The 13,154-nt window shown below is 33.6% G+C and carries 12 protein-coding genes; 3 read left to right on the forward strand and 9 right to left on the reverse strand.

Annotation, left to right across the window (positions count from 1 at the left end; genetic code table 11):
* Positions 1-20 precede the first annotated feature (20 nt).
* The 3 genes from rpmH (at position 21) to ES675_RS14990 (ending at position 4,074) form a co-directional block, all read left to right on the forward strand.
* The gene (gene rpmH / locus ES675_RS14980; RefSeq protein ID WP_066252696.1) at positions 21-182 is read left to right on the forward strand and encodes a 50S ribosomal protein L34; all 162 of its coding nucleotides are present in this window, start codon (positions 21-23) and stop codon (positions 180-182) included.
* Between the two features lie 95 nt (positions 183-277).
* Positions 278-3,130: a carbamoyl-phosphate synthase large subunit gene (gene carB, locus ES675_RS14985; RefSeq protein WP_066252693.1), complete on the forward strand. Its 2,853-nt coding sequence runs from the start codon at positions 278-280 to the stop codon at positions 3,128-3,130.
* A gap of 92 nt (positions 3,131-3,222) precedes the next feature.
* On the forward strand, positions 3,223-4,074 hold the full coding sequence (locus ES675_RS14990) for a T9SS type A sorting domain-containing protein (protein WP_066252691.1): 852 nt from the start codon (positions 3,223-3,225) through the stop codon (positions 4,072-4,074).
* A 51-nt stretch (positions 4,075-4,125) separates the two neighbouring features.
* Here ES675_RS14990 and ES675_RS14995 read toward each other — a convergent pair whose 3' ends face one another.
* The 9 genes from ES675_RS14995 to ES675_RS15035 form a co-directional block, all read right to left on the reverse strand.
* Positions 4,126-4,830 carry a DUF3307 domain-containing protein gene (locus ES675_RS14995; protein ID WP_066252687.1) on the reverse strand — a complete coding sequence of 235 codons (705 nt, stop codon included), beginning with the start codon at positions 4,828-4,830 and terminating at the stop codon, positions 4,126-4,128.
* A 1-nt stretch (position 4,831) separates the two neighbouring features.
* Positions 4,832-5,440 (reverse strand): transcriptional regulator, encoded by a 609-nt coding sequence (locus ES675_RS15000; protein ID WP_066252684.1) that lies wholly within the window; start codon positions 5,438-5,440, stop codon positions 4,832-4,834.
* A gap of 183 nt (positions 5,441-5,623) precedes the next feature.
* Positions 5,624-6,169 carry an acyl-CoA thioesterase gene (locus ES675_RS15005; RefSeq protein WP_066252682.1) on the reverse strand — a complete coding sequence of 182 codons (546 nt, stop codon included), beginning with the start codon at positions 6,167-6,169 and terminating at the stop codon, positions 5,624-5,626.
* Between the two features lies 1 nt (position 6,170).
* Positions 6,171-6,539, reverse strand: coding sequence for a 6-phosphogluconate dehydrogenase (locus ES675_RS15010; RefSeq protein ID WP_066252681.1), 369 nt, complete (start codon positions 6,537-6,539; stop codon positions 6,171-6,173).
* Between the two features lie 15 nt (positions 6,540-6,554).
* Positions 6,555-7,952, reverse strand: a complete 1,398-nt coding sequence (gene rmuC / locus ES675_RS15015; RefSeq protein ID WP_066252679.1) for a DNA recombination protein RmuC — start codon at positions 7,950-7,952, stop codon at positions 6,555-6,557.
* A 206-nt stretch (positions 7,953-8,158) separates the two neighbouring features.
* Entirely contained in the window at positions 8,159-9,886 is a 1,728-nt protein-coding gene (locus ES675_RS15020) for a tetratricopeptide repeat protein (RefSeq protein ID WP_082985929.1), read from the reverse strand.
* Positions 9,887-10,010: 124 nt separating this feature from the next.
* Positions 10,011-10,805 (reverse strand): ABC transporter ATP-binding protein, encoded by a 795-nt coding sequence (locus ES675_RS15025; RefSeq protein ID WP_066252677.1) that lies wholly within the window; start codon positions 10,803-10,805, stop codon positions 10,011-10,013.
* 25 nt (positions 10,806-10,830) lie between these two features.
* Positions 10,831-11,853 carry a FecCD family ABC transporter permease gene (locus ES675_RS15030; protein WP_066252674.1) on the reverse strand — a complete coding sequence of 341 codons (1,023 nt, stop codon included), beginning with the start codon at positions 11,851-11,853 and terminating at the stop codon, positions 10,831-10,833.
* Positions 11,854-11,878: 25 nt separating this feature from the next.
* A complete protein-coding gene (locus ES675_RS15035; RefSeq protein ID WP_066252672.1) occupies positions 11,879-13,036 on the reverse strand; it encodes an ABC transporter substrate-binding protein in 1,158 nt (385 codons plus the stop codon).
* Positions 13,037-13,154: the final 118 nt, after the last annotated feature.

Below are 13,154 nucleotides of genomic sequence, written 5' to 3' on the forward strand. Positions count from 1 at the left end.
AGACTTTAAAGATATAAGTAATGAGTAAAAGAACATTTCAGCCGTCAAAAAGAAAAAGAAAAAACAAGCATGGTTTCAGAGAAAGAATGGCCAGTGCTAATGGAAGAAAAGTCCTTGCTCGTAGAAGAGCTAAAGGAAGAAAGAAAATATCTGTATCTTCTGAGTTAAGACATAAAAAATAATGAATTAACAATTGTTAATATATAAAGGTGTTCCAAATTGGTAACGCCTTTTTTTATACCCATTCGTTAACTACTTTTGCACAAAATATTTCAACATGCCTAAAAACAAAAACATAAAATCTGTTCTGCTTATAGGTTCAGGACCCATAGTTATTGGTCAAGCTTGTGAATTTGATTATTCAGGAACCCAAGCATTACGATCATTAAGAGAAGACGGAATTGAAACTATTCTTATCAATTCTAATCCAGCAACCATCATGACAGATCCTTCCATGGCAGATCATGTTTACCTGTTGCCACTTACCACGAAATCCATTATTAAAATTCTGAATGAACATCCGCAAATTGATGCTGTTCTTCCTACAATGGGCGGACAAACTGCATTAAATTTAGCGATTGAAGCAGATGAAAAAGGAATTTGGGATGATTTCAATGTCAAGTTAATAGGTGTTGATATAGAAGCTATTAATATTACTGAAGATCGTGAGCAGTTTCGTGAACTCATGTTGAAAATTGGAATCCCAATGGCACCTCAAGCTACAGCAACGTCTTATTTAAAAGGTAAGGAAATTGCTCAAGAGTTTGGTTTTCCGTTGGTTATTAGAGCGTCCTATACACTTGGTGGAGCAGGAGCTTCCATTGTTTATAAAGAAGAGGATTTTGATGAATTATTAACACGTGGATTGGAAATTTCGCCAATTCATGAAGTAATGATTGACAAAGCACTTTTAGGTTGGAAAGAATACGAGTTAGAGTTATTACGCGATAGAAATGATAACGTTGTTATTATTTGTACGATTGAAAATATGGACCCTATGGGAATCCATACTGGCGATTCTATTACAGTTGCTCCAGCAATGACGTTGTCAGACAAAACCTTCCAGCGCATGCGTGATATGGCTATCCATATGATGCGTAGTATTGGTGATTTTGCGGGTGGTTGTAATGTGCAGTTTGCTGTAAGTCCAGATGAGAATGAAGATATTATTGCTATTGAAATTAATCCACGTGTATCACGTTCTTCGGCATTAGCAAGTAAAGCAACAGGTTATCCCATTGCTAAAATAGCATCAAAATTAGCAATTGGTTATAATTTAGATGAATTAACTAATCAAATTACAGGATCTACTTCCGCTTTATTTGAACCGACTTTAGACTATGTGGTAGTAAAAATTCCACGTTGGAACTTTGATAAGTTTGAAGGATCAGATAGAACTTTAGGACTTCAAATGAAATCAGTTGGTGAGGTTATGGCAATTGGTCGTTCATTCCAGGAAGCCTTGCATAAAGCAACGCAATCGCTTGAAATTAAACGTAACGGACTGGGAGCTGATGGAAAAGGTTATAAAGATTACGATCAAATTATTGAAAAGTTGACCAACGCAAGTTGGGATCGTGTTTTCGTGATCTATGATGCTATTCAAATGGGTATCCCGTTAAGTCGTATTCATGAGATTACAAAAATTGACATGTGGTTCTTAAAGCAATATGAAGAATTACATCATTTAGAAAAAGAAATTTCTAAATTTTCAATTGAAACTATTGAACGCGATTTATTACTAGAAGGTAAACAAAAAGGTTATGGCGACCGACAAATAGCACACATGCTAAAATGTTTGGAAAGTCAGGTTTATACAAAGAGAGAAGAATTCAAAATTAAACGTGTTTATAAATTAGTTGATACTTGTGCTGCCGAATTTAAAGCGCAAACACCTTATTACTATTCAACTTTTGAAAATGAAGTAGAGTTAGAAAATGGTGAAATAGCATCCTCTAATGAAAGTGTCGTTACTGATAAAAAGAAAATTATAGTTTTAGGTTCTGGACCTAACCGAATTGGTCAAGGTATTGAATTCGATTACTGTTGTGTTCATGGTGTTTTAGCAGCTGCGGAATGTGGTTACGAAACCATAATGATTAACTGTAATCCGGAAACAGTTTCAACCGATTTTGATATTTCCGATAAATTATATTTTGAGCCAGTGTTCTGGGAACACATCTATGATATTATTCGTCATGAAAAACCAGAAGGTGTTATTGTACAGCTTGGTGGACAAACGGCATTAAAATTAGCGGAAAAATTAGACCGTTACGGTATTAAAATTATTGGAACAACCTATAAATCTCTAGATTTAGCTGAAGATAGAGGAAGTTTTTCAACTATTTTAAAAGAAAATAATATTCCATATCCAGAATTTGCTGTGGCAACAAATGCAGATGAAGCTTTAGCAATTGCAGATGTTTTAGATTTTCCAATCCTAGTTAGACCGTCTTATGTTTTAGGTGGTCAAGGCATGAAAATTGTTATCAATAAAAAAGAACTAGAAGAGCATGTGGTAGATTTATTACGCCAGATGCCAGATAATAAATTGTTGTTAGATCATTATTTAGATGGTGCTATTGAAGCGGAAGCCGATGCTATTTGCGATGGTGAAAACGTATACATCATTGGGATTATGGAGCATATTGAGCCTTGTGGAATCCACTCTGGTGATAGTAATGGTGTACTACCACCTTTTAATTTAGGTGATTTGGTGTTGCAGCAAATAAAAGATCATACCAAGAAAATTGCATTAGCCTTAAATACAGTAGGTTTAATAAATGTACAATTCGCAATTAAGGATGATGTGGTTTATATTATTGAAGCCAATCCAAGAGCATCAAGAACAGTTCCTTTTATTGCAAAAGCTTATGGTGAACCCTATGTAAATTACGCAACAAAAGTTATGTTAGGCGAAAAGAAAGTTACCGATTTTAACTTTAACCCAAAGTTAGAAGGGTACGCCATTAAACAACCTGTTTTCTCTTTCAACAAGTTTCCAAATGTTAATAAAAAGCTTGGACCAGAAATGAAGAGTACAGGTGAAAGTATTTTGTTTATCGATAGCTTGAAAGACGATGAGTTTTACAACTTATATGCGAGACGTAAAATGTACTTAAGTAAGTAATTAAGAAATCTTTAGTAACATTTTTTTTAGTAACGCTTTTTTAAAAATTGCTTTTAAAAAAGCGTTACTTTTGTTTTGTAAATATCCTAATCATGATTAGACAACTACTTATTATACCTTTTTTAATGATCTCTTTCTGGACTTTTGCACAAGTATCTGCGGGACAAATAGATGATTTTGAAGATGGAACCGTTCAGAATTGGATTATTGGATCTACTACTGGAGCACCAGAAAACATTACTACTGGTGGACCAAACGGTGTTGATGATAATTTTTTAGAATACACATCCATAGGTGGTAGTGGAGCAGGAAGTAGAATGGTATTTTTTAATTCCTTTTCGCAATGGTCTGGTAATTTTATTTCGGAAGGTATTGTTGAAATTCAATTTCAAGCACAAGCGTTAACAAACGATTTAAATTTACGTTTAGCGTTTCAAGGACCAATGGGAACTCGTATGGTTTCTACAAACCCTGTTTTTCTTGCTGCGGGAACTGGTTGGACAAGTGTTGCATTATCACTTGCAGTATCTGATTTCACAGTTGTTCAAGGACCTGCTTCTGTTGCAGAAGTGTTGGGAGATGTGTCAACTATGCGTATTTTAAGTCATTCTTCAATTGACAATTGGAAAGGTGAAGTAATTGCATCTACATTACGTGTTGATAATATTACGGCCTCTACAACGTTAAGTCGTTCTAATTTTACAAAGGAATTGGGTTTTACTATTTACCCAAACCCAAGTAAGTCGAAATTAAATATCCGTGTAGCTTCATCTAATAATTTTTCTAAAGTTGAAGTTTATAACATTTTAGGATCTCGTGTGTATCAAGGTCGTATTAAGGCTTTAAATACATCCATAAATGTGAGTCAGTGGGATAGTGGTGTTTATTTAGTGCGAATTTCTAATACTAAAGAAACTATTTCAAAGCGCTTTGTAAAGCAGTAACCTAATTTTTATATTACATATACAAACCACTAGATTTATCTGGTGGTTTTTTTATACTAATACTTGAAATATTATACCTGTAATGATGGCAATACCGAAGCTAATGAGCGTGCCAATTAAAATGTATTCCGTGAGTTTTCGGTGTTTACTTTCTTTTAAATCACCGAATCTAAAAACGGATTTTGCTGTAATTAAGAATCCTACAGCTTCCCAATGATTCATAATAATAAAGATGAATACCAGAAGACGCTCAAGAATCCCAATATACTTGCCAGCATCCTTTAATGATTCGTTGCCTTTGGTGAGTTTCTCTATATTCCATTTACTAAAAATAGCCTGCATGATTATTGAAACAGGTTTTGTTAAAAATAGCAAACAGGTAAGTAGAAGTAGAGCAGATTCGGCAGGTATTTCAGATGTTGTAAACGATGTGTTTGTGTAGATGAAATAAGCAGCAAAAATACTGATGATGTGTAACAGCTGATCAATAAAAAACCATTGACGTTTGGTTTTCTTATTTTGAAAAAACAGTTTGATAGCATCTATAATAAAATGCAATAATGTAATAATTAGTAGTAATGGCCAATAGGATACATCCCAAACTAGAATAAATAACAACGCCATGTGAATGGCAACATGTAAGTATAGTTTAGGCGATTTTAGTTTTCTCTTTTCTTTACTTTTTACCCAAGACTTTGGTTGAAGAATAAAATCTCCAATCAAATGTGCTAAAATAAGTTTTACTAATAAAATCATCCTACAAGTTACTTATTTTAATGATATACAAGTTGTTCAGTTCTAATATTTCTTCAAGATTAGCGCGTTTCATCCGTTTGCTTACGGCTTCTTGATTAATACCAATTAGTTGTGCAATTTCACTTTGAATCTTATGGGGATTTTCAATTTGTATTTTTATAATTTCGGCAGAATTTACGGTCCAATTATCCATGCTAATCATAGCTAATTTAAAGTATAAATTCATATCTCTATTTAAAATAGTATCTGATGTTTTCAGCTTTAAATTAATCTTGTCCTTTTTTAGGTTTTCTAATGTTTCCCCTGAAAATTGAAAGGCTTCTCCATTTGATTCGGTTACGGTTTCACCTTGATATGTTTTAGTACCAATTCCTATTGCTATGCGTACATCTAAGCCCTTTATCATTTTAACACAAGCTTTGATATAAACAGCATGTAAAAAGCTGTTTTGAGGGGTTTTTATTTCTATTTGAAAGCTATCACCTCTGTATATTTCCCACAAACGCGTGTCAGACTCTAAAAAGGTTAGCGCATCCTTGAGTTGCGGCAACCAAATAGCTGGTTTCACGTTTTTAGAATTTATAATATCGCCTGTAATAACACTAGTCATAAATGTTGATGCTTTAATTATATGCCTTTATATATGAATAATTCAAAATATTCCACAATTAAGGAATAAATTAATATATTCCGTTTAAAAGGAATAATCAAATATCGAATATTTTATTGAAATATCCAAATGGTTGGTAATCAAAACAAAGTTAAAAAGGGTGTTTGGGTTATATAACCAAGATTATAGATCAATTTTAATATTGTAATCGGCTAATTCTTTCAAATAATTTTCCAAAACAAAATCTGTACTATTAAACTCAATAAGCCTATTTTTCTTGGTTTTATTACGTTCAATAGCTTTTAAAAATCGCTTTACTTCTTCTAAAGATGATAAAATGAGTCCAGGTACTGGTGACGATTTTCCGTTATCATCTTTGGCAACCATGGTAAAATAGGATGAATTACAGTGTTTAACATGTCCTGTTCTAATATTTTCTGCTTCCACACGAATTCCAACAACCATAGATGTTTTTCCTACGTAATTGATGGAAGATTTCATGGTAACAAGCTCGCCAATTTCCACCGGTTCTAAAAAATTTACGGTATCCACAGAAGCGGTCACACAGTAATTTTCAGAATGTTTGGAAGCGCAAGCATACGCAATTTGATCCATAAGGCTCAACATATAGCCACCATGAATTTTACCGCCAAAATTAGAGTGTGACGGTTGCATTAATTCAGCAATGCTAATACGCGAGCATTCTACAGTTTTATAAGATTTTTTCATATTAATAGCGCCTGTTATTACGTTCTTTGTCCAATACTACTTTAGTGATAAAGTATTTGGTGTCACCTAACCAAAATAAGGTTTTATAACGTTCATAATAATGTAATTTCACATATTTACCTTGCATTTCTGTTAAGTCCTTAATGACTTGCTCTTCGCTATCTTCCACAGAGAATTCAAACAATTGGGCTTCTGAAACACCTTGACTAATTTCACCTTCCCACGTTTTTATAATAACGCCTTTACTACTAAACTTAACCAGTTCGCCAGCGCGAATACCTTCACTATATGTTGCAAAATAAATAAAACAGCCATAACCAACTATGACTAGGACTAAAGCGACAATTAATTTAGTTAATATATTTTTCATCGTGTAATTTGTTTGTTATTCGTCATCATCAGATGACAGTTTTGCTCTTTTTAAAATAGCTTCAGGTAATGCTTTTTTAGCTTTGGCACCTAGTTTTTTAATTTTTTCAACACTTGTAATAAGGTTTCCTTTTCCTTCAACTAACTTATTCATGGCTGATGAATAGTCTTTTTTAGCATCATCAATTTTCTTTCCTACGCCTGTTAGGTCTTTTACTAAACCTTCAAATTTATCATATAAAGCACCAGCTTGCCTGGCAATTTCAATGGCATTTTGTTGTTGTTTTTCGTTATTCCACATACTATCTACCGTTCGTAAAGTAGCTAAAAGGGTAGAAGGTGTAACAATAACTATGTTTTTCTCGAATGCCTTATTGTAAATGGAGTTGTCTGCATTAATGGCGACCGCAAAAGCAGGTTCTATAGGAATAAAAAGTAATACAAAATCAGGACTTTCTATATCGTATAAATCTTCATATTTCTTTTCAGAAAGTTGGTCTACGTGTTTTCTAATAGAATTTATATGTGCTTTAAGATAAATTTCACGTTCATCATCCTCTGCGTTTACATAGCGTTCGTAATCTGTTAATGACACCTTACTGTCAATAATCATTTTTTTATTATCCGGTAAATGCAATACAATATCCGGAAGCACTCTGGTGCCATCTTCTCTCGTAAAGTTCTGTTGTACAAAATACTCTCTATCTTTTTCTAGACCAGATTTTTCTAGAACACGTTCTAAAACTAATTCGCCCCAATTTCCTTGCATTTTACTATCACCTTTTAAAGCTCTAGTTAGGTTTGTAGCTTCTTTGGTCATTTGCTGATTTAAATCTTTTAAACCCAACAATTGTTCTTTTAAAGCCGAATGCATGCTGATACTTTCCTTTTGTGTATCGTCTACTTTTTTCTCGAAAATTTGAATTTTTTCTTGAAGCGGGTTTAAAATATTTTTTATGTTCTCTTTATTCTGAAGGGTGAATTTCTCTGTTTTTTCGTCTAAAATTTTAGTAGCTAATAGCTCAAAATCCTTACGTAATTGTTCTTGGCGAAGTTCTAATTCTTCATCGCGTTTTAAAAGTTGTTGTTCCAAGTTTTCGTATTCTGAATTGCGCCGTGCTAATTCTGAATTTAGAAGTTCTTTTTCTTTTCTAATGTCATCTCTATCAATTTCAATTTTGGATAGGAGTTCTTTTAAATCAGTTGTTTGTTGATTAAAATAGGATTGTTGTTTTTGAGTTTCTTCATCAAAAGACACCTTCAAGCTAGCGAGTTGTTGCTGCAAATTAGTGTTTCGCTCCTCAAGTGTACTTGTGTCACTTTTGTTTTTTAGTTTGGAAATAGTCAGACCAATATAGGCGCCAATAGCACCCGAAAAAATAATAGCAATAATGAGAATAAGGCTGTCAATCATTTTTAAAAAGAGAATTTCACCAAAGATAATTTTTTTTAATTGGAACTTGTAAAATTCGCCATATGAAGTTTTATCATTTAATAGATGTTGTAAAAGGGTAAAAAATATATCCTGTTTTTACTCGAAAACAACAAACAGAATGACTTAAAGAGGTACTTTTAAGTATAGATATGAATTATCAGCAATACACACAATTTAATATTTCATTAAAGAACGGACGTACTAATTTCAATATCTGCATCTTGCCAAGCCGTGTTAAATTCTTGCATAATAGCGGAAGCTTCGTCTAATTTTTCTTGCGCCATTAAGCTTTCATACAACCCCATTAAAGACCAACCATTTTGTCTTAAATCCATTAAATCTTCTAAATATACCTTTTCAGCTTCTTGATATTTACCCGCTTTTAGTAAGGTAGCTCCTAAATTTTGTCTTGGTGGAATGTACCAAGATGCAGGTTCATTATAAATTAAATTGTCTTCCAATTCTACAGCCTTTTCAAAATGTGAAATGGCAAGATTGTATTTTTTATCCAATGAAGCAATTTCACCAGCAACTACTTCATAAGCTAATTTTGCAATGGTTGTTCCGTTGTCAAATCCAGTTGCTGTAATATTTTCCATGTCTGGATCATCAATTAATAGTTGAATAGCCTCCAGTTCCTCTTTTGCTTCCTTATTATTGTTTTTTCTAACAAAAGCAACACCTCTTGCATAATGCCAGATAAGTTTTAAATGTTTTATATCATCATGAGGTTTTGGGTAGGTTAAAATATCATTCCATTTTCCAAATCTAGTATAGGCTAAAAGAGGTGTGGCAGCAAAATTTTGTAAGAAATGTAAATCCTTCATTTCGCCAACGGGAACTTTTTCAGCTGTTTTTTTTGCGGCGTCAATAGCAATTTCACTATTACCTAACAGACTAGCAGCAGACCATAAAAAATGAATATTATGTGGGTAATAACCTAAAGGATACATGCCTTGAGCGTAACACTGTGAAATATAATCCTCATCTGCTAAAATAGCTTGCTGATTCACTAAAACGGCATCTTTATAACGACCTACACGAATATAAATATGAGAAGGCATATGAACAATATGTCCTGCTCCAGGCATTAAAGTTCCTAATTTATCTGCACTTGGAATGGCTAAATCTGGTTTAGGTAGTTCCACCATGTGAATATAATAATGGTGTGCTCCAGGATTATCGGGACTTAAAACCATGGCTTCTTCTAATGCTTTTTTAGCTTCTAGAATATTAGGTGACGGGTTTCCTTTTTTATCCCAATAATTCCATGGTACTGTGTTCATTACCGAAGCTGCATAAAGAATTAGGATATCGGAATCTTCTGAATATTCTGCTGCCACTTCAGCCATGAATTCCATGTAATTATAGTTTAAATCACCTGTGTCTTTTGTTAAATCTTTGGAGTATCGGTAAGTTAAAGCATTAATTAAAGCTTGTTCTTTTTTTGTGGCTTTCGGAGCCAATTTTATAGCTTTTGCTATGGCTTCATTGTATTTGTTTTTACGATCATCATCTGGAAATGGGTCATTAATGTTTGGGCCAAGCGTATAGGCTTGTCCCCAAAAAGCCATAGCTAAATTAGGATCCAAACGTGAAGCTTCCATAAAAGAACGATGAGCTTCCGCATGATTAAAAGCGTATGTTAACCGTAAGCCTTGATTAAAAAAGCGTTGTGCCAATTCATTTTTGGTACTGACTTTATAGCTGTGTATACCAAGATTTTCAAATAATGGCGAAATTTGTTTGGTGGTATCAACATCTGTTAACAGGAATTTGGCAGGCATACATTTAATGTAATTCATACCGACTTGTTTTGTATAATCAAATTCTGCTTCTTTGTTATAATGAAAAAGCAAAAAACTTACTAAAGAAACTAATGTGACAAGAATTAAACTGATTTTGAATTTCATGACCTTTGGATTAATGATTACTAGCGTAATAATTAAGATAGGTTAGAATTAAGTAGATTTGTTAATATATTGAAAATGAATACACTAAATGTAGTTCTTTTGGGCTTAAAATGAAAATTTATAGTTACTTTTTAACCCGAAAGCTACCAGTCCGATTATCAAAAGCAATTAAATCTTTAGGAAAAAGCGTATCAAAAACACCTTTAGAAATCAGGTTACAAGGTGTATCGGTTATAACCGTGTTGTTTGTCATGACCACCATAGTGTCACACAATTGAATAGCTAAATCTATTTCATGCGAAGAAAATAGAATGGTTTTATTGGTTTCTTTAACCAACCTTTGAAGCAATTTTAGAATGTAAGCTTTGTGATACATATCCAAATGCGTCGTAGGTTCATCCAGAATAATTAAATCGGTATCTTGAGCCAAAGCACGTGCAATCATGACTTTTTGTAATTGACCATCACTTAATTCAAAGCACTTTTTATCTTTTAAAGCTTCAATATTGGTTTGGTTTAAAGCCCGATTAACAACTTCCAAATCATTGGCAGATAAATTCCCAACCCAATTGGTATATGGTTGTCGGCCTAAAGCCACCAATTCAAAAACAGATAAATTTTTAGAGGCAATTTTTTCAGTTAATACCAAACTCATGGTTTTGGCCAAATCAGCATTTGTATAGGTTTCTAGATTTTTTTCATTTAGAAAAACCGTGCCTGATAATTTATCTTGCACATGAGTAAGCGTTCGTAACAGTGTGGACTTCCCAATACCATTAGCACCAACTAAACCAATTAACTGCCCTTTTTGTAAGGCCATATTAATATGGGAAGTCACAATAGTATCTGCTTTCTTGGAAGCGTAACCGATGGTGAGGTTTTCCGTTTTAAGAATGGTATGTTGATTGCTTTTAGTCACTTTCTATATTCTATATTCTATTATCTTAAAATAACATTTTACGTTTACGCACCAACAACCAAATAACCACAGGAGCTCCAATTAATGACGTAATTGCGTTAATTGGCAAGGTATAATCACTAGTTGGTAATTGCGCAATACTATCGCAAATAAGCATGATAATGGCGCCAAATAAAAATACGGCTGGAATTAATATTTTATGATTAGATGTTGTAAATACTTGGCGTGTAATATGCGGAATAGCTAAACCAATAAAAGCAATAGGTCCTGCAAAAGCGGTTATGGTTCCGGCTAATAAACTAGTAGAAATAATAATAATAAGTCGCGTTTGTTTGATGTTTAATCCAAGACTCTTCGCATAATTTTCACCTAATAAAAGTGAATTTAAACCTTTGATTGAGAAAATCGTCAACAGCATGCCGAGGCTATAAACGATAAAGAAAATACCCAATTCTTGCCATGATAGGTTTCCTAAACTTCCAAATCCCCAGAAAATATATTGCTGAAGTTGTTCTGCGCTACTAAAGTAGGAGAGGACACTGACCACAGCAGCGGTAATACTACCAAACATTAGTCCTATAATGAGGATAGCCATGGTGTCTCGCACTTTTGAAGAAACAACTAAAACTGCTGAGAGCACGAGAAAACTCCCTAAACTAGCCGCAATAATAATACTCCATTTGGATACAAAAATTGTGGCAAATGCGCCGCCAAAAATTCCAGCTCCTAAAATAACGAGTGCCACACCTAAACTAGCGCCGGAACTAATTCCTAAAACAAACGGACCAGCCAATGGGTTTCTAAATAAGGTTTGCATTAATAATCCGGAAATACCTAAACCAGAACCGACTAAAATAGCCGTCAGCGCTTTTGGTAAGCGGTAATCTTTAATGATATAAGACCAAGATTCGTGATCTAAAGTGCCAATAAAACTTTCAATAATTGCAGATATGGGAATGGATACCGAACCCAAACTAATATTTGCTAAAAAGCAAATTACCAGTACGATTATGAGGGTAATAAAAGCGTATGTGTAGTTGGTATTCATAAAACGGATTCGTGCAAATATCGGTTTATTCTAAACGTTTAAAAAACTGTAATTCATAATTTTCAAGCAATTCAGGATGCGTTATTTTCACCAAGTCTTTCAATACCAAATCGGGTCTGGCAGTTCCTAATTCATAATAGGTTACACCGCCTGTTCTGCCAGCAGTATTGACAAAAGAATAAATGTTTTTATTTTTGAAAGCATCAAATTGGGTGTAGTGTGAATTGGCTTTTTCTAAAGCTTCTAATGAGTTATAGTAGGAAGGACTAATCCAGATAGCCGCATCCTTGGCTTTATCAAAAACTACTTCAAAATTTAAAGCTAAACTTCCTTTGCTTTCCGAATTTTTCCACAAATAATCTACGTTGGCATCTTTTAAAAGTTGCGCTTCTGGACTTGTTCCGCTTGGTAAATACCAAATGTCTTTATGCATGGCGCCACTTAAAACACTTGGTTTGCTGGTGGCATTTTCAGCTAAATTTTTAGCTTCTAAATAAGCGGTTTCAATTGATTTAAAAGCAGTTTCAGCTTCATCACTTTTATTATAAAGTGCCCCAAAAAATTTAACCCATTCTGCTTTTGCTAATGGCGAAGTTTCTACCCAATCACCATTGTAAATAACAGGAATTCCTGATTTTCTGATGGTTTCAAAACTTTTATTATTACCATCAATACCAAAACCAATTACCACATTTGGGTTTAGTTCTAACAATACTTCGGTATTAATGCCTTCATTTTTACCGAGTTCTCTAATGGCTTCAGATTCAATTAATTTTCGTGTTTTTTCGGAAGAAATATAATCGGTTCCTGGAAATCCAATTAAGGTGTTTTCAACCTCTAATAATTCCAATGCAGGAATATGCGTTGTAGATGTGACCACCATTTTCTCAACAGGAATAGTAATAATGCCATCGTAATCACTTTTGTTAAATGTACTTACAGCAGCTTGCGCTTTTGTGAGCAAAAGATAACGGTAGTTTTTATCAGAATCTGGCCAAGGATTGTTAATAGTTAGAAGTGTGTAATTTTCATAATTTGTAATGGCAAAACCTGTGGCATAATCAATTTTTACAGATGATTTACTGGTTTCGGGCAGGCTAATTTCTTGCTTGGCTTTGTCTTGACAATTCCAGAAAAATAAACTCAATAGAAGCGTAATGAAAACTATCTTTTTATGTAACATTTGTAACGTTTGAAGAATTAAAAATCACGTAAATTTATAGAAAATTTTTAACTATGCGTGACGGTTCAAATGTAACATTATATATAGTAGCTGGCGCTGTAATCTTTCATTTTTTAGC

The organism is Algorimicrobium algoritergicola (genome assembly GCF_008086165.1).
Taxonomy (GTDB): Bacteria; Bacteroidota; Bacteroidia; order Flavobacteriales; family Flavobacteriaceae; genus Algorimicrobium; species Algorimicrobium algoritergicola.